This is a genomic window from Scytonema millei VB511283, assembly GCF_000817735.3.
Taxonomy (GTDB): domain Bacteria; phylum Cyanobacteriota; class Cyanobacteriia; order Cyanobacteriales; family Chroococcidiopsidaceae; genus Chroococcidiopsis; species Chroococcidiopsis millei_B.
This window is the reverse complement of the sequence record NZ_JTJC03000005.1, coordinates 1-21,601: the sequence shown is the minus strand read 5'-3', so window position 1 is coordinate 21,601 and position 21,601 is coordinate 1. Positions and strand designations below refer to the sequence as shown.

21 protein-coding genes and 1 pseudogene are annotated in these 21,601 nt (G+C 43.1%); 5 read left to right on the top strand and 17 right to left on the bottom strand.

The annotated features are described in order from the left end of the window. Positions 1-9: 9 nt before the first annotated feature. Positions 10-516 carry a hypothetical protein gene (locus QH73_RS17600; RefSeq protein ID WP_132867336.1) on the bottom strand — a complete coding sequence of 169 codons (507 nt, stop codon included), beginning with the start codon at positions 514-516 and terminating at the stop codon, positions 10-12. Between the two features lie 376 nt (positions 517-892). Here QH73_RS17600 and lepB point away from each other — a divergent pair, with 376 nt between their 5' ends. Next, positions 893-1,507, top strand: coding sequence for a signal peptidase I (gene lepB / locus QH73_RS17595; RefSeq protein WP_039716103.1), 615 nt, complete (start codon positions 893-895; stop codon positions 1,505-1,507). A 55-nt stretch (positions 1,508-1,562) separates the two neighbouring features. On the opposite strand, the gene QH73_RS17590 is transcribed toward lepB, so the two are convergent. From QH73_RS17590 to psbH, 3 genes are all read right to left on the bottom strand, one after another. Continuing rightward, positions 1,563-2,477 carry a helix-turn-helix domain-containing protein gene (locus QH73_RS17590; protein ID WP_039717571.1) on the bottom strand — a complete coding sequence of 305 codons (915 nt, stop codon included), beginning with the start codon at positions 2,475-2,477 and terminating at the stop codon, positions 1,563-1,565. Positions 2,478-2,740: 263 nt separating this feature from the next. Beyond that, positions 2,741-2,887 (bottom strand): hypothetical protein, encoded by a 147-nt coding sequence (locus tag QH73_RS17585; RefSeq protein ID WP_165587726.1) that lies wholly within the window; start codon positions 2,885-2,887, stop codon positions 2,741-2,743. A gap of 59 nt (positions 2,888-2,946) precedes the next feature. Continuing rightward, positions 2,947-3,156: a photosystem II reaction center phosphoprotein PsbH gene (gene psbH / locus QH73_RS17580; RefSeq protein ID WP_039716104.1), complete on the bottom strand. Its 210-nt coding sequence runs from the start codon at positions 3,154-3,156 to the stop codon at positions 2,947-2,949. Between the two features lie 185 nt (positions 3,157-3,341). On the opposite strand from psbH, the pseudogene QH73_RS17575 reads away from it, so the two are divergent. The 4 genes and pseudogenes from QH73_RS17575 to QH73_RS27855 all read left to right on the top strand — a co-directional run. Beyond that, positions 3,342-3,872: pseudogene (locus QH73_RS17575) on the top strand (ISAs1 family transposase); the annotation flags it as partial. Beyond that, positions 3,829-4,197 carry a hypothetical protein gene (locus QH73_RS17570; protein WP_052290110.1) on the top strand — a complete coding sequence of 123 codons (369 nt, stop codon included), beginning with the start codon at positions 3,829-3,831 and terminating at the stop codon, positions 4,195-4,197. The pseudogene QH73_RS17575 and the gene QH73_RS17570, both read left to right, overlap by 44 nt. A gap of 403 nt (positions 4,198-4,600) precedes the next feature. Beyond that, complete coding sequence (locus QH73_RS27860) at positions 4,601-5,083, top strand: helix-turn-helix domain-containing protein (protein ID WP_201278123.1); 483 nt, start codon at positions 4,601-4,603, stop codon at positions 5,081-5,083. 38 nt (positions 5,084-5,121) lie between these two features. Next, a complete protein-coding gene (locus QH73_RS27855) occupies positions 5,122-5,592 on the top strand; it encodes a transposase (protein WP_201278122.1) in 471 nt (156 codons plus the stop codon). A 191-nt stretch (positions 5,593-5,783) separates the two neighbouring features. Here the strand turns inward: QH73_RS27855 and QH73_RS17560 are convergent, their stop codons facing one another. The 13 genes from QH73_RS17560 to QH73_RS17500 all read right to left on the bottom strand — a co-directional run. Then, positions 5,784-7,592 carry a hypothetical protein gene (locus tag QH73_RS17560; protein WP_052290112.1) on the bottom strand — a complete coding sequence of 603 codons (1,809 nt, stop codon included), beginning with the start codon at positions 7,590-7,592 and terminating at the stop codon, positions 5,784-5,786. A 363-nt stretch (positions 7,593-7,955) separates the two neighbouring features. Beyond that, a complete protein-coding gene (locus tag QH73_RS17555) occupies positions 7,956-8,402 on the bottom strand; it encodes a hypothetical protein (protein WP_039716105.1) in 447 nt (148 codons plus the stop codon). A 6-nt stretch (positions 8,403-8,408) separates the two neighbouring features. After that, positions 8,409-9,113 (bottom strand): HpsJ-like protein, cyanoexosortase A-associated, encoded by a 705-nt coding sequence (gene hpsJ-A, locus QH73_RS17550; protein ID WP_052290113.1) that lies wholly within the window; start codon positions 9,111-9,113, stop codon positions 8,409-8,411. 84 nt (positions 9,114-9,197) lie between these two features. Further along, positions 9,198-10,193, bottom strand: coding sequence for an anthranilate phosphoribosyltransferase (gene trpD / locus QH73_RS17545; protein ID WP_052290114.1), 996 nt, complete (start codon positions 10,191-10,193; stop codon positions 9,198-9,200). A 117-nt stretch (positions 10,194-10,310) separates the two neighbouring features. Further along, a complete protein-coding gene (gene aroF, locus QH73_RS17540; protein ID WP_039716106.1) occupies positions 10,311-11,393 on the bottom strand; it encodes a 3-deoxy-7-phosphoheptulonate synthase in 1,083 nt (360 codons plus the stop codon). Between the two features lie 71 nt (positions 11,394-11,464). Then, entirely contained in the window at positions 11,465-12,712 is a 1,248-nt protein-coding gene (gene trpB / locus QH73_RS17535) for a tryptophan synthase subunit beta (protein ID WP_052290115.1), read from the bottom strand. A gap of 85 nt (positions 12,713-12,797) precedes the next feature. Next, entirely contained in the window at positions 12,798-13,610 is an 813-nt protein-coding gene (gene trpA / locus QH73_RS17530; RefSeq protein ID WP_039716107.1) for a tryptophan synthase subunit alpha, read from the bottom strand. Positions 13,611-13,709: 99 nt separating this feature from the next. Then, positions 13,710-14,570: an indole-3-glycerol phosphate synthase TrpC gene (gene trpC / locus QH73_RS17525; RefSeq protein ID WP_039716108.1), complete on the bottom strand. Its 861-nt coding sequence runs from the start codon at positions 14,568-14,570 to the stop codon at positions 13,710-13,712. Between the two features lie 157 nt (positions 14,571-14,727). Beyond that, on the bottom strand, positions 14,728-16,923 hold the full coding sequence (locus QH73_RS17520) for an anthranilate synthase (RefSeq protein ID WP_039716109.1): 2,196 nt from the start codon (positions 16,921-16,923) through the stop codon (positions 14,728-14,730). A 304-nt stretch (positions 16,924-17,227) separates the two neighbouring features. Continuing rightward, the gene (locus QH73_RS17515; RefSeq protein ID WP_039716110.1) at positions 17,228-18,403 is read right to left on the bottom strand and encodes a GNAT family N-acetyltransferase; all 1,176 of its coding nucleotides are present in this window, start codon (positions 18,401-18,403) and stop codon (positions 17,228-17,230) included. A gap of 101 nt (positions 18,404-18,504) precedes the next feature. After that, the gene (locus QH73_RS17510) at positions 18,505-19,857 is read right to left on the bottom strand and encodes a polysaccharide pyruvyl transferase family protein (protein WP_039716111.1); all 1,353 of its coding nucleotides are present in this window, start codon (positions 19,855-19,857) and stop codon (positions 18,505-18,507) included. 55 nt (positions 19,858-19,912) lie between these two features. After that, entirely contained in the window at positions 19,913-20,890 is a 978-nt protein-coding gene (locus QH73_RS17505) for an O-methyltransferase (RefSeq protein ID WP_039716112.1), read from the bottom strand. 51 nt (positions 20,891-20,941) lie between these two features. Further along, positions 20,942-21,601 (bottom strand): Wzt carbohydrate-binding domain-containing protein (locus QH73_RS17500; protein WP_201278208.1); only part of this gene is annotated, 660 nt, incomplete at its 5' end.

Genomic DNA, 21,601 nt, shown 5'->3' with positions numbered 1-21,601 from the left:
CGCACGCTACTATTGCTGGCATTCACGAAATTGTCGCGCGCCGCCTCCAGTTGGACTATTTACCGGATTGGATTCGCAAAATATTGCAGCTCTATCGGTATTAGAGTCAGGAGTTGAGGTTTGCGACTCAGGGGTAGACGTATCGCTAGCATCGGGGCTAGTCGTAGCATCAGGACTCGTGGTTTCGGGCGTACCTGCATCAGGAGTTACGTCAGGCGTAGTCGTATCCGGTGTAGTCGTATCCGGTGTAGTTGCATCAGGTACAGTCGTATCCGGTGTAGTCGTATCCGGTGTAGTTGCATCAGGTACAGTCGTATCCGGTGTAGTCGTTCCTTCTGGGCTTGTACCAGGATCAAGTGTCCCTGCCGGTGGAGTTGTTTGAGTATCGGGAGTAGTAGGTACTTCCTGGGTTTGAGCTTGTAATAAGACTGATGTTTGTGGCTTTGCTTGAGCTGAGAAACCGCCTACGAGCAATAGGGCGAGAACAGAACCACCTGTCAAAAACTGTTTGAGCATATTTTACTGTCTCCTTTGCTTTAGCTGTCGTGCCAGAAATATAGAAATTCCTAGCCCAGCTTGGCATTTCTGAGTTTATTGCCACCTGTACCATAATGTAGATTTGGTATTTTTGGCTACCGATGTAATCGAAACAAAAATTTCTGTAATAAAAATCACTTTTTCCTGTCAAAGTCTGTCTTTCAGCGCCAACGACCTGCAAACTTTAGTATAAAAAATCACTTCAAACTTACTTGCAGACAAAGTGACATAAGTAATAACTAGCTAACTAAATAAAGGTATTATTGTACTTTATAGAGAAACGTAGTTCCGCATCACAGCTAGGAGCCAGAAGTTAGAAGTATTTCACGCACCACGCAAGAGCGCACCACAGTTTATGACATCTCAGAAGACGAATTCGCCAGATCCAGCAACGACAACTCAAGAAACAAAAACATCAGAAACATCTGGATTGTTGCGACTATGGCGATCGCAACAGGAAAATATTCGCCTAGTTGCGATCGCTCTAGTGATGGCGCTGATAATCCGCATTTTTGTGGCGGAACCGCGCTATATTCCCTCAGATTCGATGATACCCACCTTACATACAGGCGATCGCTTGGTAGTCGAAAAAGTCTCATACTGGTTTCACCCGGCTGAAACAGGCGATATTGTAGTGTTTGAACCACCCGCACAGTTGCAAAGCATGGGTTATCACAAAAACCAAGTTTTTATCAAACGAGTTATCGGTCAACCTGGGGATACAGTCAGCGTGAAGAACGGTCTAGTTTATCTCAACGGGCGATCGCTCTCGGAAGATTATATTGCCGAACCACCCGCCTATCAACTCAACTCAGTCCAAGTTCCAGCAGAATCTTACTTCGTCATGGGAGACAACCGCAACGATAGTAACGATTCTCACGTTTGGGGCTTTTTACCTCAAGAAAATATCATCGGTCGCGCCGTATTCCGTTTCTTCCCCCTCGATCGCATGGGATTTATCTCAAACTAGCGCGATTTTCAGGCAAAACAAAGCAGCTAGTCTCTTGGCGTGGAATGCTGGATCTTCAAGCTTTTAGACTCTGGCGAAAGCTAGAAGGAGTGGTCGCAGTATGTTTTTTAAAGAAGCGAGAAAAGTATGCTGCGTCATTAAAGCCAAGTCGAAAGGCAATTTCCTGCACGGATTCAGTCGATCTCGACAGCATTGCTTGGGCTTCGGCTAGCGTTTTTTCAATCATCCAGGCATTGACAGATTTACCTGTTTTGCTTTTAATCACCGTACTGAAATAACCAGGGTGAAGATGCTGCGCTTGGGCAAAGTCTTGCACTCGATATGGGCGATCGAGTTTTCCCATCGCAAGATCGCGAAAATGAGCTTCCAAGTTGCGCTTGAATGTCATGACAATCTCTGAACCCATTTGCGATTCAGCCAAAGGATTATAAGTATTCCAAAACTGCTCTTTAATTTTGAACAGTAGTACAACTGTCAAACTGCCGATGATTTTGAATTTGTAAGCAGAATTTGATTGGTATTCCTGTAAAAGTTGCGTTCCCAAGTCGTCAAAAATTTGAAAGACTTCGCGATCGGGATAGTGCGGTGGCACAATCTCGGCAATTAAAAACGGAAAATCATCGAAAATATTTTCATGGACGTATTGCTTCAGAAATGATTCTGAAAACGTAATTACGTAGCCATGCGATAGTTCGTAAATCTTAAATCCCTTAACGTGACCGGGATTAGTAAAGTAAATCGTCCTGTCCTTGATTTCATAAGATTGACCATCAAGAATGTAGCAACCCCGCCCTTTACGAATGAGCAAGATCGAGTAATAGTTAGCGCGAAATAGGGGAGACTCGATCGGCACATTGCTATGAACTAGCTCAAGCTGATGAATCGTAAAATCAACGTCTTGTTTTAGGGTTCCACCCATTGATGCATAAAACTCAGACATGGAGTTGTAAGCTTTAATCGCATCAGACATTGGCATACTCTACTATTTCAAAGTCTGCCTTAATTGTACTTTGTCAGGTATAGGTTGATACGAATAAGCAAACAAAGTCCGCTGGTGCGGACTCTTGATAGCAATTTTCGATTGTATGCGTGACACGGGTAGGAGCGCACAGCCGTGCGCCCCTACGGACGTGTATTTTACCCAATTGAAAACCGCTTTGAAACATTAAGGATTTTGAACCTGGATTCTTGTCAAGTCAGGTTTTTTGTCTGAACCAGGCGATCGCACCAATGCTAACGGCGATCTGCGGGATACGTACTCGATGCATATACAATTAACAGAACGCACAAGAAAAAAGCTACTAATAAACCAAATAAAACTCCAGTTGCAGTTGAAGCGAATTGCCCTTCACCGTAGGCAAAATAATAGATGTGATTCATGAAACTACCTCAAAGTCAACATTTTGATGCGATCGCAGCAAGGCGATCTATCCGAGTTTCTACCAACCTACATGAATACCTCGAACCATGAGCGAGGCGTTGGCAAGCTCCAAAATGATTAATAAAAACAAGAAAAACAACACCATTAAAGCCACCATTAACGGTGTTGTACCCCAACCAGGGGCAACCTTACCAGCTTCTGAATTGAAATTTCTGAAAAAGTACTGCACGGGGGCAGTTTTTTTAGGTTGATATTTTGGTTGTTGCATAAATGAGGGGTGAGGAGTGAGGGGTTAGGGGGGATCTAGTAGAGACGTTACACGTAACGTCTCTACTAGATCCCCCCTAACCCCCTTTTGAAGGCAGGGCTGATCTATTGACCAGAGAAAATCAATAATGGAGGAGTAGTTAAATCGCATCCTTGGTCTAATGAGCCTGCTACTCGCATCTTCAACAAGTCAAAGATTTGCGCGCTCAGCCGCGATATCCCTTATGGGTGGTGTTAGTGTTAATCACAATGGGAAAGATGAGTGGTTGCAATGGATATCGCCCTTTAGCCGACTGTGTGTCACGCCATCAAGCGGTATTGTTAGAGTTGTTGGGGTTGCCGAACCGACGACTGCCCAGCTTATCGACGATTCGCCGAATCATGGTCAGGGTAGATTTTGAGTCATTAACCGAAGCATTTAATGCATGGATGCAAGAGACGTTTGTGCCGATGCCCCATGAGCAAATTGCCACCGATGGCAAGAGCATCAAAGCCAGTTTGAGCGACTACGACTCCTGCTATCAAGATTTTGTCAGTGTGGTATCTGCTTTTAGTGTCGCTCAAGGTGTGGTGATAGGTTTAGAATCGATGCGAAATCATCAAACCAGTGAAAGAAAAACAGTTGAGCTGTTGTTGAACAAGCTACAACTGGAGGGTGTTTGCTTCAGTTTGGATGCGCTACACACCCAAAAAAACAGTCGGGCAAATCATCGCTAGTGGCAATCACTATGTCATCGCCGTTAAAGCCAACCAACCGAAATTACTGGCGTATTTGAGGACTCAGTTTGAGCAAATGCCGCCTCTGAGTGTAGACATCCAAACCGAACAGTGCCGCGACCGATGCACTCAAAGGACAGTCAGTATTTTGGACACGATGGCTGGTATCGAACCGCATTGGTTGGGAGTACAACGGATGATTCGGGTCGAACGTGCTGGCACCAGAGCAAACCAGCCGTTGAGCGAAACGATGTTTTATCTCAGTTCTTTGGCAGTTGATGCGGCTGATTTTGCACAACTAATTCGTTCTCGCGTTGCAGATTGAAAATCGCCTCCATTGGATTAAAGATGTGTTACTTCAGGAAGATTACTCTCCCTGATGTGATGGTCATGCCACTGTCAATTTTGCGATTGTGCGAACCATTGCGCTCAATCTTTTGCGCTTCAATGGCTTTGACTCGATTACCCAAGGGATACGTCATTTAGCTCACGATATGCGCCGTCTATTTTCCTTTTTTCCATAGATCAGCCCTGCCCTTAAAAAGGGGGAATCTCTCGCCTCCTTTTTAACTCCGTTGTGGGAGCTTGTTTTAATTGCATATAGAATAGTTATGCGATCGCTCCTATCTTTCCTCTTCTATATAGCGAGTCTAAGCCAATCGTGAACAGAAGTTAGAGATAAACAGGTAAAATGAAAATGTTGATATCAAAACCTGTTAAAAACTTACATGAAGCTAAACCATCTATCCAAAGAGCAACAAATTCAGCTTTTAAAAGATTTCATTAAAAGTCATCCAGATGAAAAAGAGATGGGGAGAGCTTTAGCTGTTAAACTAGCTATAGAAGGCTATAAATATCGACAGATAAGCAAAATTTTAGAAGTTTCTGGAGGATTTATTACTAAATGGAATCAAGCTTTTAAGTCAGGAGGATTGACCGCTTTAAAGTCTTCCTATCAAGGAGGAAAAGGTTATTTAACTCAAATTGAAAGACAAGCGGTAATTGACTGGTTAATCGAGCAAAAAGCTTGGGATATTTCAGATTTAGAAATTCATCTAATTGAACAGTATGATGTAGTTTTCCAATCCCGACAGAGTTATTATCAAATCTTGAAAGAAGCGCGAATAACTTGGCAAAAAGGAGAACAAACTCATCCGCGTCAAGATCCAGAAGCCATCTCAAAAAAAACCGAGAAATTGCGGAGTTACTAGAGAAGCATCGAACCCAGATTCAATCTGGAGAGCTAGTTGTGTATATTATAGATGAATGCCATCTTCTTTGGAACGATCTAGTCGGCTATATTTGGAATTTGATAAAAAATCCTCAAAAAATTCCTATTCTCAATCCCAAAGAACGACAAACTTATTATGGCGCGTTAGAATTCACTCAAGAGTTTATTCTGGTTTCTGAATCAACAGCTAATGGAGAATTAACAGTAGAATTTGTCAAAAAATTAATAGCGAAACATCCCAGCTCTAGAATTTTATTGATTTGGGATGGAGCTAGTTATCATCGAGGGCAAGTAATGAGAGATTTTCTCGCTGAACAAAATGAAGGAGTTTCTCCTGAAAATTGGAAAATTACCTGGATTCGATTTGCTCCTTATGCACCTCAAGAAAATCCAGTTGAAGCTATTTGGTTACAACTGAAAACTCTGCTCAGAAGATTTTATCGTTTTGGGAAAAGTTTTAAGAGCGTTAAACGTCTGTTTCAGCTCTAAGTATTTGCGGTCGGAGTACTCCGCCGCAAAACTTAGCTTTTTGTTGACTTAAAACTCTTTAATCTTCCTGATTTTAAAAACTACGATGCTTGATCGCGATTCACTTAGACTCGCTATATCAGTCCTATTTGATTTACAAATTTTTTCCTGTAGAGACGTTCCATGGAACGTCTCTACAGGAAAACCGATTTTTAGTTAGTAGTTGTGAGATCGGAGTTAAAAGAGGCGAGAAAATTCTCGCTATTGAAGAGGTTGCCTTCTGTGGTTTGAGTCAATTCTGTTTGCCCAGAAGGGGAACCGCTACCAAGCGACGTGAGTAAATCTTGTTTGATTTGTTCGGCTAAAGAGTTAATGCTAATATCTAGTTCGGTATTAGCTGGGCGATCGCTAAAAATGCTTTCATTCATGTCAATACTTGGAGTCGTTGTTGATGGATCGGCAGTCCAACCACTACCGAGTAAACTCAAAAAGTCTTTACCGACTCGATCGATCAGCGAGTCAATACCTTGACTAATTTGGTTATTATCGGCATCGCTACTATAGAAATTTCCCAAACTACTCGTTAGCAAGCTGTCAACCTCATCGCTAATAGCATTGCGATCGGTAACAAACGTCCAATCGCTGTTACCAATGACTAGCTTCCTGTCACCAATATCCTTGAAGCCATTCGCTAAAGGATTACCAATAACTAAGTTATCGTTACCACTGAACCTGTTGCCATTGCCAATCGTTGCATTACCGCTGCCGAAATACCAGTTGCCATTGCCAATCGTTGCATTGTCGCTACCGAAATGCCAGTTGCCATTTCCAACGGTTTTATTAGCATCATCAAAGTACCAGTTACCGTTACCAATAGTTTCGTTGACATCAGCAAAAAGCCAATTACCGTTACCAATGGTTGCATTCTCCCCGCCAAAGTACCAGTTACCATTGCCAACAGTTGCGTTATCGTCAGCGTAATACCAGTTGCCGTTACCAAGCAGATCGTTATAACTAGCAAAAAGCCAGTTACCGTTACCAACAACTTCATTACCACTACCATAATGCCAGTTGCCATTGCCAATAGTTCTATTATTAGTAGCACTAGCCGCACTTTCAGGATCGGCTAAATCGGTAAGACTCTTCAGCCAGTCACTATTATTAATAGGTATGGGTAGATTGTTAAAGGCAAGGTTGCTATGACTATCGCTAGAAGACGATGTATCATCAGGGGTTGAGCCGTTACCTTTGAAGTATGCGATCGCACCCTGAAGGGTGGGGTCGTTACCAAAAGGCGAGTTACCCTCACTAGAGGAATTAGGATCGATTAATTGCTGCCAGTCTCCATTAGCAAATATCCAATTACCGCTACCAGTAATAGTGTTGTTATTGTCATGGTACGTGCTACTACCACTGGTACTCAGGCTATCAGTATTGATAAAAGGATTGCTACCTCCAGCAAGCGGGTTGCTATCTCCGCTACCTGTAGGTGGATTGTTGCTGTCAGTAGAGGAATCGGTACTGCCTTCAGGAGGAGTACCAATACCGCTAAAGATGGTTGTAAGACCTTCATCGCCTAGAACTTCACTTAAAGGACCAAATGGCGACTGTTGCAGTAGGTTATTTAAATCGGTAGAGGAAAGATCGTTTTGAGTAGGGACGAGATTATCGCTACTAGTAGTATTGTCTTCGCTAACTAGAGGACTTTCAGCACTAGTAAATGGATTATCCCCTGCACCTGGATTAACACCACCAGCGAAGATATTCCAAAAGTTATCACCAGCAAAAGGATTGCCACCGTAAGCTAAATCGCTTTCTGAATTGGGGTTATCACCAGCAAATGGATTCTCTGCGTTACTGCTATCAGCAGCATCACCAACACCACTAAAAATATTGGCAAGATCCTCAACATCTAAGACTTCACTTAAGCGACCAAAAGGTGATTGTAGTAGTAAATCGTTTGCGTCGCCAGAGGAACCATCATTCTCTGGTTCAAAAGAGTTAGACTCAGAGGTGGACATGAAACTACTTCTCCTAATTACTAGTACAGAGTTCTAAATGGCAAAAATATTCTATATGTCCAGAAATTAACTAGTATTAATTGCTGACTTTTCGCGCGTTGTCTTTGCAAAAAATACTTCTTTTGCTATCAGAACTGATTTGCTAAGAGTTGGTAATTGAAATACGAGTATAATTGCAGTATTAATTAATACTGTATTCGATCCTAAAATAGTCTATACTTCGTAAGACATGATTGTCAGTGACGAATCTTTCGAGTAATTTGTTATTTATTTTTTTCTAATCGATCTAAAACCAATAAACCGCAAGTCATGATGCAGCTTATTGGTTATTTCAAATTACGTCTTGCAACGTCTCTAATATGGTTATAGCCAAATTACCGAATCTGAATTTGTGTTGAGACTGGCTTGAGCTTGAGATGCATTTAGCAATAAATTATTGTACTCATCGCTATGAGGAACTACGATCGCGTCATTACTAATAGTTAAGATTTGACTCGGAGTAGCTGCACCACTGAAATTCCACTCGCTGCCAATCGGATCGGGAAAATTGCCACTATTCGGATTGTTCTCGTCAGCAAAGATATTCCAAAAATTGTCACCAGCAAAAGGATTGCCACCATAGAGTAAATCGTTACTCATAGGAGAAATATCTTCATCATTGGCATTGCGATCGAACGAATCGCTACTACCAAAAATGTCACTCGAACCGTCTAGTTCGAGAGATTCACTGAAGCGGTCGAAAGGCGAACCTAGCAAAGTATCGCTGTTATTACCAGTGTCATCACTAGCAGCACTGCTGTTGTCAAGCATACTATGTTATTCGTTTACAAGTGGCAGATTATTACTAAGTTTTTGCTTGCTTTTTTGACTACCTTTGACTGTATTGGCAGTACCGCGCCAAACCATTAGGAAAAAAGCTCCAGCAATTAAGGTTCCCAAGCCAGTTTTTATGACATTTTTTGTCAAGTTAAGACTATTGGCTGTATTTTGTGCTGCTTGTGCTTGGAATTTCTTCTCAGAATTAACAATTCCAGCAAGAATTTGACTTTTTAATTGCTGAGGATTTTGAGCTTTCGGTGCATTAATTCGTAGATTAAACCGAGACAATGTATCTGTAATTTCTCTATCTGTTTGAGCTTGACTGAGTTGTTGCTTGATACTTTGAAGCTGTGCTGATTGTTGGGCAATTTGGCGATCGCCTCCTTCGTGTATTCGCCAAGCAGAACTGACAATTAGAGGTAGTAGCAATAGAAACAATATGCCAGCTACCAAAGCCGCTCTAGACAAAAACTTGAAGATTTTAAAGTTTTTCTCGCCAATCAAGAGAAAAACTAATCCAATTAATGGCACAGGCGATCGCTCAACTAGATGGCTTGCCATTTGAAATTCCCATGCAGGATTGGTAAAACCTGGAGGAATAAAAACACTAATAATATCTAAAAGCGACAAAGCCAATAAAACATAACCAGCTATGCGGAAAAGCGGACTAAACCAAAAATCTTCACTATTAGATTGAGCCATGAAAACTTACCTCTTTTCAGTTATCAGTTATCAGTTATCAGTGGCTAGTAACTAGAATTGAATCGAAATCCTAGCCGCCAGCCACTAAATAGCTAATTGCTTAGCCATGACGAACTCGCGAAACTGGAGAAAAAATGTCTTGGCAGTACTATCAATCAATACATTTCTGATAGTACGAATTGCTGATTCTACATCGTAATTTTTATCTACTAGGCACAGTGCAAAGGCTGCATTTAAGGTTACAAGATCGACTAGCGATTTTCGTCCCTGTCCACTAAGAATAGCGAGAAATTCTGCGGCGTTATCTGTAGCATTGCCTCCAGCTAACTCCAATTCTGGGACAGTTTCCATACCGAACTCTTCAGGTACGATTTGTTTTACACTGATGCGATCGCCCCGTACTTCTATAACTTGAGAAGCACCTGCTAAGGTGATTTCATCTAGTCCATCTGAACCGGTAACAACTAAAGCCTCTATCCCCAACTCCATCAAAGTTTCCGCAATAATTTGCGCTACTGCTGGATCGCCACAACCGACAAGTTGATGTTTGGGTTGGCTGGGATTGAGTAATGGTCCTAATAGATTAAACACAGTAGGATAACCGACTTCAGCTCTAGCAGCTGCGATCGCCTTAAAAGCTGGATGCCAATCCCGCGCAAATAGAAAACTCAACCCAGTGGTTGCCAAACTTTCAACAGCACGCGCTGTCATCGTTGTTAAAGAAATTCCCAAAACTTCCAGCAGATCGCAGGAACCATTAGGTTTAACCGAGCCTCGATTACCATGCTTAGCAACTCGAATCCCCAAAGCAGCGACAATAAATGCTGCCGTGGTAGAAACGTTATAGCGCGGTCGGCGTACCCCGCCAGTACCAACAATATCAATATCGACATGCCCAAAGTTCGCCCGTCGCCTTCTATCCCAAAGGACATCGCGATATCCCAGTAGTTCTTGAGTTTGAGCATCCGCTACTGGTCGAGTTTGTAAAAAGCTGATAATTTCATTTAATTCAGCTTCACCCGACAAGAGATATTCCATCACCTGACGTGCTTGTTCTCGCGATCGCGGTATTTGCATCATATGAGGGGCTAGGGGATCGATTTACAATTGACAATGCACATTCTGTACGGGCGGGTTTTGAGCGAAGATTGATTGCTGGAACCGTAATTTTTTTGCTAAACCCGCCCCTACGACTACTCACTTTCCACTGACCACTGGTAACTGATAATTGTTAACTGATTTTTGCGTCCAGCGATTCATGGCTTTACCGACAACGGCGAGTTCTTGCATCAAGGAATCGAACCGTTCGGGAGTGAGTGATTGAGGTCCATCGGATAAAGCTTTGGCGGGATTGGGATGGACTTCGATCATGAGTGAGTCAGTACCTGCTGCGATCGCTGCCATTGCCATTGAGGGGACGTACTCGGCTTTACCCGTACCGTGGCTGGGATCGATCGCGATTGGTAGATGGGTGAGCGATCGCAACACGGGAATAACTGATAAATCGAGTGTATTGCGTGCGTACTGGCGATCGAAACCGCGAATACCCCGTTCGCAGAGAATTACATTCGGGTTGCCTGCTGCCATAATATATTCGGCTGCCATCAGCCACTCTTCAATCGTGGCTGACATTCCCCGCTTGAGGAAGACTGGTTTATCTTGCGCTCCTACCTTCTTGAGGAGGGGAAAATTCTGCATATTTCTCGCCCCAACCTGTACGATATCAGCCACGGCTGCAACTTTGTCTAGATCGGCAGTGTCCATGACTTCAGTGATAATTCCTAAACCCGTTGCATCGCGGGCTGCAATAAGTAAATTTAAAGCACTCTCGCCATGACCTTGAAATGCATAAGGGGATGTACGAGGTTTGTAAGCACCACCGCGCAGGAACTTTGCGCCCGCTGCCTTGACTCTTTGTGCGGTATACACGATCATCTCTTCGTTTTCTACCGAGCAAGGACCTGCGATCGTTACGAGCGGGTGGTGTTCTCCAAAAGGGACGAAACCATTTGGAGTTGATACAACGACTTCACTGGGTTCGCCGTGGCGAAACTCGCGGCTGACGCGCTTGAATGGTTGTTCGACCCGCACGACTTGTTCGATCCAAGGGCTGAGTTCTTGGACTCGAAACGGATCTAATTCAACTGTGTTCCCAACTAAACCGAGGACAATTTTGTGTTTGCCAACACTTTTTTCTACTTTCAAACCCCAACTACTCAACTCGTCGCTGAGGTGAGTAATTTCCATTTCTGGCGTACCATTTTTTAATACTACGATCATGTGAATTTTCCTACTAAATTGGTAATTGATAACTGCTCCCTACTCCCTGCTCCCTGCTCCCTAATAACTGGTCACTCGTCACTGATAACTGTCCCTAACTTCACGACAGTTTGTACGTCCTTATCGCCACGTCCAGAGCAGTTGATGACAATACGCGGACTGCCACTTAATTGCGGACAGAGAATATCTAAATAAGCGATCGCGTGGGCAGTTTCTAAAGCTGGAATAATCCCTTCTAATTGAGCCAAATTCTTGAATGCATCTAATGCTTGTGCGTCCGTGACGCTGTAATATTCGCCGCGTCCGATATCCTTTAAATAGCTGTGTTCGGGACCCACTCCTGGATAGTCTAGTCCAGCACTAATTGAATGTGCTTCTACAACTTGACCGTCTTCGTCTTGAAGTAAGTAGCTCATTGCACCATGCAACACGCCAATTCGTCCTTGCGTGAGAGTTGCTGCGTGTTTTGCCGTGCTGACTCCTTCCCCTGCTGCTTCAACTCCAATTAACCGGACTGTTGGTTCGTTGACAAATTCGTAAAACATTCCAATTGCGTTAGAACCTCCCCCGACGCAGGCTAAGAGAATATCTGGCAACCCGCCCCATTTTTGCTGACATTGGGCGCGAGTTTCTGTACCAATAACGGCATGAAAGTCTCGTACCATCATCGGATAGGGATGAGGACCAGCGACAGAACCCAAAATATAATGAGTTGATTCTACGTTTGTGACCCAATCTCGAATTGCCTCCGAAGTTGCATCTTTTAAAGTTCCCGTACCTGCCTCTACTGGGCGCACCTCCGTCCCCATCAGCCGCATCCGAAATACGTTCAGGGCTTGCCGTTCCATATCGTGGATGCCCATGTAGACGATGCACTGCAAGCCAAAGCGAGCGCAAACAGTAGCAGTTGCAACTCCATGCTGACCCGCTCCCGTCTCGGCAATAATTCTTTGCTTGCCCATCCGTTTTGCTAATAAAACTTGAGCGAGAGCATTGTTAATTTTGTGAGCGCCTGTATGGTTTAAGTCTTCCCGCTTTAAATAAATCTGCGCTCCCGTGCCATCGGGTCGCTGGTAGTGTTGAGTCAGACGCTCGGCAAAATACAAAGGGGTAGGTCTGCCAACATAATCATGCAGTAGTTGTTGCAACTCAGCCTGAAAGCTGGGATCGACCCGATATTGCGCGTAGGCTGCTTCTAGCTCGGTTAATGCAGGCATTAATGTTTCCGGCACGTACTTACCACCGAAACGCCCAAACCGACCCAGGGAATCGGGTTGTACTTGTGCTGAAAGATTATGAGTTTCTCTGATGCTAACCACGGTTTTTATTGGTAATAGGTTGACGGTAAACGCGCTCGCTACGCTCCGTGAAAACAGTTGACGGTTGACGGTTAACTGTCAACTGTTAACTGTTAACCATGAGCGAAGTAGTTGTAACTGCCGCTTTTAGTTCTCGACACAATTGAGCGATCGCCTGCAATCCTTCAGTTGAGTTTGCGGCTGCTAAATGTTTGACAAATGCACTACCGACGATCGCCGCATCTGCGCCCCAATCTTTGACCTGACGCGCTTGTTCGGCTCCAGAAATCCCAAAACCAACACCAATCGGTTTATCGGTAATGCGGCGCATATCTGTTAGCAAAGTTTTGACCCGTTCTTGTAGGTGCGATCGCACCCCCGTTACACCCGTAACGCTGACCAGGTAGATAAAACCTTGCGATTGACGAGCGATCGCGGCTATCCTTTCGGGAGAGCTGGTAGGTGCTACGAGTAAGGTGGTCTCAATGCCAGAATCAGCCGCAGCTTGAATTAACTCTGTCGCTTCTTCTAGAGGTAAATCTGGCACGACTAACCCCCGCACCCCAGCGCTGGCAATTTGTTGGCAAAAGGCACGAACGCCTCGGTTTAAAATCGGGTTGTAGTAGGTAAATAAAATCAACGGTGCTTTGAGGTTAGGGCTGACAGTTGCTACCATTTCTAGCACCTGCTCTAAGCGCGTACCTCTTTGCAACGCACGGGTCGCCGCTGCTTGAATGACGGGTCCATCAGCCAGTGGATCGGCATAGGGAACGCCCAACTCGATGAAATCTGCGCCGTGGCGATCGAGAATATATAAAGCTTCAGCCGTCGTTTCTAAGTAAGGATCGCCAGCTGTAATAAAAGGAATCAAAGCGCACTCTTGGCGGCTGCGTAAAGATTGGAAGCGATCGGAGATCATAAGAGGGGCTAGGGAAAGAATTAGGGGACAAGGGGACAAGGGGACAAGGGGACAAGGAGACAAGGGAGAGAAAATTTACTCATCTCTGCTCCCTGCTCCCTACTCCCTGCTCCCTGTTTTCAACAGTTTCCGTACAGCTTGTTCGATATCGGGTTGTTTAACGAGCGACTCTCCGACTAAGACTGCACGAACGCCAGCGTTGGCAACCAGGGATAAATCTTCAGATGTATGTAAACCAGACTCGCTGACAACGGTAATGCCCAAATCGCTAATTTGTTGCCGACGCTGTGCCATCAGTAGCCGTGTTGTTTCCAAATCGACGTGAAAGTTTTCTAGATTGCGATTGTTAATTCCAATCAGGCGCACATCGGATAGTGCTAGCACGCGATCGAGTTCGCCAAGTGTGTGTACTTCAACTAGAGCAGTCATGCCCAATTCATGAGCTATTTTTAAAAAGTTTTGCAAACTGCTATCTGATAAAATGGCTGCAATTAGCAATACTGCATCTGCTCCAGCAGCCCGCGCCAAATAAATTTGATACGGATCGATAACGAACTCTTTGCATAAGAGCGGTAGTGCCATGCTTTGCCGAATTTTCCGCAGATTGTCAAAACTGCCTTGAAAGAATTTGCGATCGGTCAAAACTGAAATACAGGTTGCGCCGCTTTGTTGGTATGCTTGGGCAATTTTTACCGGGTCGAAGTCAGCACAGATAACTCCTTTACTTGGCGATGCTTTTTTGACTTCGGCAATCAAACTTGGTTGGCGATCGCTTTGCTCGATCGCCATCAAAAAGTCTTCTGCCCACGGTGTATCGCTGACCTGTTTTTGTAACTCAGCTAATGGCATATCTGCCTGCATTTGCGCGACTTCTTGCTGTTTATGCCACACAATTTCAGTCAAAATATGACGCGATTTACTGTTAGATGCAACCTGATGATTGATTTCAATAGTAGCCATTGAAAATTCGGGTGTGAGAGGTAAGTCAAAAGTCAAAAGTCAAAAATCGTAGGGGCGGGTTCACCCGCAATCTTTGTCGAAGTCATAGTTTTTTGGTAAACCCGCCCGTACAAAAGTCAAAATTAGTTACTAACTACTTGTAATTACCAATTACCAATTACCTAACAACAGATTTTGATGCTTGCAGTTTTGCATAATTGCCAACAATATTTGTGACAATTTTTAAACCAATGTCTCCGGTTAGGGTCATGATTGATTCGGGGTGAAATTGAACTGCGGCAATTGGCATTTCTCTATGTTCGATGCCCATAATTACGTCGTCATGAGAAATTGCTGTAACTTTTAAATCTGAAGGTAAAAGTTTTGGTAGCGCAAATAATGAATGGTATCTACCCACTTCAAATGATGTTGGTAAGTCCTCGAACAAATGAGACTCTGAATCCGTAACAAACACGCGAGAAACTTTGCCGTGTTGAGGGTAATTCAAGACTCCTAGTTCTCCGCCAAAAGCTTCGACAATTCCTTGCAGTCCTAGACAAACACCAAAGATCGGAAGTTGCCGCTTGACACAGGCTAAAACTGTTTCTGGAACGCGAAAATCACTCGGTCTGCCAGGACCCGGCGAAAACACTACCAAATCTGGACGCTCGGTGTCGAAAACTGTTTCGCTAAAGCCGTGGCGTAGCGTTTTGACGATCGCCCCAGTTTGGCGAATGTAGTTCGCGAGGGTGTGAACGAAGGAGTCTTCGTAGTCAATCAGCAGCACGTATGGACGCTGTTGAGGGCGATCGCTTGTTAATTTTTTTGTTTTACTTGACAAATCGTCGCCGATCTGATGAGCGCGGTTGATGGTTTCAAACATGGCAGCAGCTTTCGTAATAGTTTCTTGCGCTTCTGCCTCTGGAATTGAGTCATACAAGACGGTAGCGCCAACTCTGACTTCGGCGATCGCATCTTGCAATCTAATCGTGCGTAAAATCAGCCCTGTATTTAAGTTACCGTTGAAGTTTAACCAGCCAACTGCACCGCCATACCAACGCCGAGAACTCGGTTCGTGCCGCTCGATAAACTGCATTGCAGCGCGTTTGGGTGCGCCTGTCACCGTTACTGCCCAAGTGTGTGTTAAAAAGGCATCTAAAGCATCGAACTCCGGTCGCAGTTGTCCTTCTACGTGATCGACTGTATGAATCAGGTGACTGTACAATTCGATCTGGCGGCGACCGATCACTTGTACCGATCCGGGTTCGCAAATCCGCGATTTATCGTTGCGATCGACATCAGTACACATCGTTAGTTCGGCTTCATCTTTGCGGGAGTTGAGCAACTGACGAATTTGTTCCGCATCTTCGATCGCATCCTGTCCGCGCTCGATTGTGCCGCTAATCGGGCAGGTTTCAATATGCTTACCTTCCACCCGCACGAACATTTCTGGAGACGAACCAATTAAATATTCGTGACCTAAGTTAAAAATAAACCCGTAGGGACTGGGATTGACTTGCTGTAATGTTTGAAATAATTGCGAGGGAGACGCTTCGCAAGCAGCAAAAAAAGTTTGGCTGGGAACAACTTCAAATAGATCGCCTCTTTGAAAGTAGCCTAGTGCTTCTCGTACTAGTTGAGCATATTCACCAGGGGCGCGATCGCAATCTTGAGTTGGAGTTAAATGTTGACCCTGATAATCCATAGATTCACCTGTACGCGGTAAACCTCTGGTGCTGCTGTTGTCTATCTCAAACTCGTACTGATAGCGAAACGCACTTTGTTGATAGCGATCGACAACGACCAGTTCGTCCGGCAAATATAATACTAAGTCTCGTTGGTCGGTGGGACGAGAATGCAACTTCGGCATCGACTCAAACTGAAATACTAAGTCGTAGCCGAAAGCACCATACAAGCCTAAGCGATCGTCTTCGCTACTGTGAAAAGTATGTAACAACTGACGAATTACGGTGAAGACAGATGGTTGTCTGCTGCGTTCTTCCTCAGAATATAATCTTTCAGCTAATTTAACCGTGCCAACAATACAACTGTTTTCTAGCTGAACTGTTTCTAATTGTGCGTCTTCAGATAAACGCGCCGCCAAATATGGCAATAAAACCGCACCGCGATCGTTATGCGCCGTCAGAGTAAAAGCATTCTCACGGGTAGCAAGTTCCAAGGGTGGATTGACAAAGCCAATCGCCCATCGCTTGTAACGCCCAGGATACTCATAGCTACTCGTCAATACCCCTCCCCGCTGAGAATTGAGTTGCAATAACACCTCTGCGATCGCAGAATCGACTGGAATCTCAGTGGTAGAGTAAGAAACGCGAATACCGCCTTCGGTTATATAGCAGTGGGAATCAGGGATCATACGGAGAGCTAAAAGATATTTGGGATGCAAACAGGGATTGATGGAGTGGTGCGTGGTAATTGGTAGTTGACGGTTAACGGTTGACGGTTGACGGTTAACAGGTCACTGATAACTGGTTACTGGTTACTAGTCGCAAGTCGCAAGTCAGAATTAACTGGTCACTGATAACTGATAACTGTCAACTGATAACTGACTTTTATTTTGTCCGCTAGAGAAAAGCTTATAAAAATCCAGCAAGCCTTACTATGAGAATTGTTTCGATAGGCTTGCGATTTTTTTCGATCTTGCTAAAACAGGACTTTCACTAGAAGAAATCAGGCATCCAAGGCGATGAATTAGCAAATAGAGCGGTTGCAGTGGCGATCGCTATCTCAGTAGCCTGGAGATATCCCGATTGCTGTAGTTGTTGGGGAGTGAATAAGTTTGTATACAACGGTGCTAAACCGCGCACATCTAACTTCATCTCACCTCTACCACCTCTTGTCACCTCACCCCGTCCGTTTGCTACAGACAGAATAAACTTGCCCCGATTTGCTTCTAACAAATCGTCATGCACTTCTAAATGCAGTTCTGATTCGATACCAGAAGGATAACCCCGTGCAGATAAAGCCTTTTCTACACTCACAATTCGTAGTAGCCAACGCTGAACAAACTCAGGTTTGAGACTTTGCTCTGGTAGCAATAAACTCAAAGATTCAACTACTGAACTCCGCCATTGCACCTGATCGATTTGCGAACGGTGTTTGGCAAGAAAAGCCCAAAAACTTTTTGCTGCTGCTGTGGTAAGAATAGCCCAATCTTTCACCACCAAATAGGACTTATTTTCTCCTCTACGTTGACGAAAAATAATGTAGCCTTGGGGTCGATCTAATGAACCTAGTAAATAAGCATAAACGGTTTCTTCTTTATCTGAATCAATAAGCCTTTGCCAAATCGACTGGTGACGTTCGAGATTACCGTTGTTTAACTTTGCCTGCTGCTGATATAGCTTTTGCCATTCAAAATTATCTAGTTCCACACGTATAGCAGGTAGCGGCTGCTCTTTTACCTGAATACTCTGAGTCGGAATTTCCCAGCCGCAATGACTTCCACCTTGTTCGTAACCAGCTTTTCTGTATAAATGTTGCGTAGCTGGATAAAGTACCGAGAGCGGTATTCCACTCGAATGCAGTTCCCGTACTACATTTTGCATCAAGGCGATCGCCGCCCCCGAACCCCGATATTCTGGCGCGATCCCCACAGCTGCAATTCCTGTCATCGGCACGCAGACACCACCATACCACTGTCCCATCGGCAGCAGCCCCAAACCTCCTACAACTTCTTTGGCTTGCCGGATAACGCGAATATTTTCTACCCCAATACCGTTAATATATGACTCAGTATCGCTGGGAGAGCCGATAAAGCATTGTTCGAGAATCTGCCCCAGTTGCCGCTTCTCTGTCTCATCTGTCAGCTTGCCGTAGGTGAATTCGTGAATCATGGGTTTGTTACTAGTCCGCAACAAACTACAATTATACTACAAGTGAGATTTGTGTTAAATTTTTTCTCGCAATAGCGTACTCTAGCACTCGATCGCCCAACTTAACTTATTAAAATACTTTTATAAGCATTTATATATTCTCGCTTCATTGCTGCATACATCTGCTCTGATTTCCTTTCTCCTGATGTATGAGCATTAATCGCTACATTTACAACCTCGGCTAAATCTTTTTCCAATCCCAACTCATCGAGTGATAATACGAGTGTATATTGGCTCAAGAGTTGCATAACTCCTACGATTTTTTGTTTGTAATAACTTCCAGAATAAATTCCCACAGTCGGGATATTAGACAGAGCTAGAATTATATTAAAGTGGTAAGCACAACCAATTCCTACACGAGCAGTAGCCAAGTGACTTAAAAAACTGTGCCATCCCTCTTCATAAGGATCGCGGATCACTAAACTATCTCGATAATAGCGCTCGAAGATTTCGAGCAAATTGCGATCGCCTGGACCAGGTTCTCTCCCAAAACAAAAATATTCCGATCGAGAACTTCGATTGTCTAGCAACTGTTTGAGATAGTTTTCTAGTCCTGCCTTAATTAAAGCGTAGTTATAGTCTGGAAAAGATTTTAGATTAATAGCTGTAATGGAATTTGAACTGCGCCTGTACTTGCCTGGCTCGAATTTTAGCTGATTCAGTGTAGGCAAAAGCAAAATAACATCGTCGCCTAAAACTTTAGTATTTACGTCAATTTTTAAATTTTTAACTATCGATAAAGATGTTGCTTCTCTCACAAATAAATAATTGAATTTTTTAGCAAAAAGCTTAAAGATCACGAGACTTGTTTTACTTTTAAAAGGTCCTAAACCCAATCCCGTGCCAATAACTTTTAAACTTGGATTAAAACTGCGTGCTAAGCTAATAGTTATGTATTCGTAAATAATAACTTCTAGCCACCGTTCGTTAAGGTAGCCTCCACCCATGTAGTGAATGACATTTAGTTGCTTTAAAAAATTAATATATTCTTTGGTAAACAGAGCTTTTTGAAATAATTTATATAAAATAATGTCGGTAAAAATAATAATTGCGATCGCCACTAATTGACAGAAACTTAAAAAGCGCGATTGTTCTAACCACTCTCCTCTTAAAACATGTCCGAGAAGTTGGTGTACGACTAAGGGAAATTTAATTGGTATCTTTAAATTTTCTAGTTTTAAGTTAATTCGATAAATTATATCCGACCATTCTACTGAGTGTTTTAACTCTAAATCGCTGTTAAATTTGAGTTGTGATAGTGATTCAAAGTTTTTCGAGCCATATAATTCTAAATTTTCTCTGGTTAGTTTCAGATGTTTGCTAAAAAATTCTATACTTGATATTAGTAACAGATCGTCTCCAAAGTTATATAAATTGTATGCACCTCTTAGATAGATTTTTTTCTTTTGATTCATGCAAAATATCTTTTCTAAGTTTGTAGAGGGTATAAAGGAACGAAGAATACAAACCTTAAAAGATATTTTTCTTAATAAATTTACCCAATGGCTTATCTTTAATTCCTTGCCACAAGGCTGTATTTTTGAGCTTGGTACGCAACTCCAAACTTCTATCTTGACTCACTTTACGAATCACCGCCATTCCGAAATTAAAGGGACTAGTTTTGACTTCCATTAACTCGAAATGAGGAGAGGTTTTAATATATTTATCAATAACATATCGAGGTCCATCCCAGTTGCAATATTCTGGATAAATATCATGCAATACGATATATCCACCAACTGATACGTGAGGATAAAAAAGCAAGAAATCTTGTTCGCACCCTTCTTTAGTATGATCTCCGTCAATATAGATAAAATCTATAGGTTCGCTCAGAATTTCGTGAATTCTTTCTCCTACGGCTACAGAGTTCGATTTATGAAACTTAACTCGATGCGCTAGTTGGGCATTTTCTATAGAATTTTGAGCGTATTCTAGTGGATTAGGTAAGTAGGCACGATGATAGGGGGGAGCGGGTATGATATCCTCAAATAGATCGATTGAATTAATATTTCCCACGCCTCCGGCTTGCTCTAAACCAGCAGCTAGCCAAATTGTAGAAATTCCCGTAAAACAACCAATTTCTACCACATTTCTTGGCGCAATATTGCAAGTGAGAGATTTTAAAAACTCACCTTGCGATGGCGAAACAGAAGCAGGATAAGTAAATTTTTCCCGATACATTTTAACTACAGTTTTTGCCCATGCATCAGGACTATTTTGTAAGTACTCTGGTATTTCGTAACCGCGACTTTTATCGTTAATATCTAGAAATAACTCCTCAATTAACTGCTGAACTTCATTTTTTTGTAAATACAATTGACCGCTAATTTGATGTTGCTTTAAATTTCTTCCTGTAGCAATTTGAGCGATTCGCTCTGGCGTAACTTGAAATCTATGGGATAAGTGTTCGAGCGAGTACAAATCTTCCGTTACCGATTCTACAGCCATAGTTGATACCTAAGTAAGTCAAAGAAAGAAGCCAAAAGTCAAAAGATAGAATTAAATCGATTGCGTGTAAGAGTTGGAATTAGCCGCAGTTGTAGACCAATCAGCATTAACTAAAAACTTGCAGAGGTTAGGAATACCAGGATTACCCGTACCAAAGAAATCGCCTCCATCAACGCTAACATTCGCAGCGTCTTCTATGTGGTCGAGTACTTCTCGGTCAGCATGAGCTAGATGTAACGTTACTCGATACATACCTTGAACTAAAGGAAAGTTCTTGACGCGACATAAAATATACCCTCGGTCGGCATTCAGCGTGAGGTTATGATTGGTAAAAGTACTTTTTAATAAAATGACTCTGACTCCGCGCTCGTCAATCAAATCTACACAAACAACAACATTATTTAAACGCTCTCCCGTATTATTTGAATAGCCAATTGCAAAATCATAGTTTTTTCCCGATTGTAATGCTGGTTCTTCTTCGCCTTGTTCGTTTAAAAGCTTGAAACTAGAAACTCTTATTCTTCCCGAACCACTGCGATCTCTTCTTTGACTTAAGGCAAGTTCTTTAGCTGTACCGTAAGCTTTTTCGAGGTAAGCTCTAACAACTTCTTCAGAACTAGCATTTAAACTGACAATACCAGATTCAAGTAAAACACCTCGATTGCAGAGAGATTCTACCGTACTCATGCTATGACTGACAAATAAAATTGT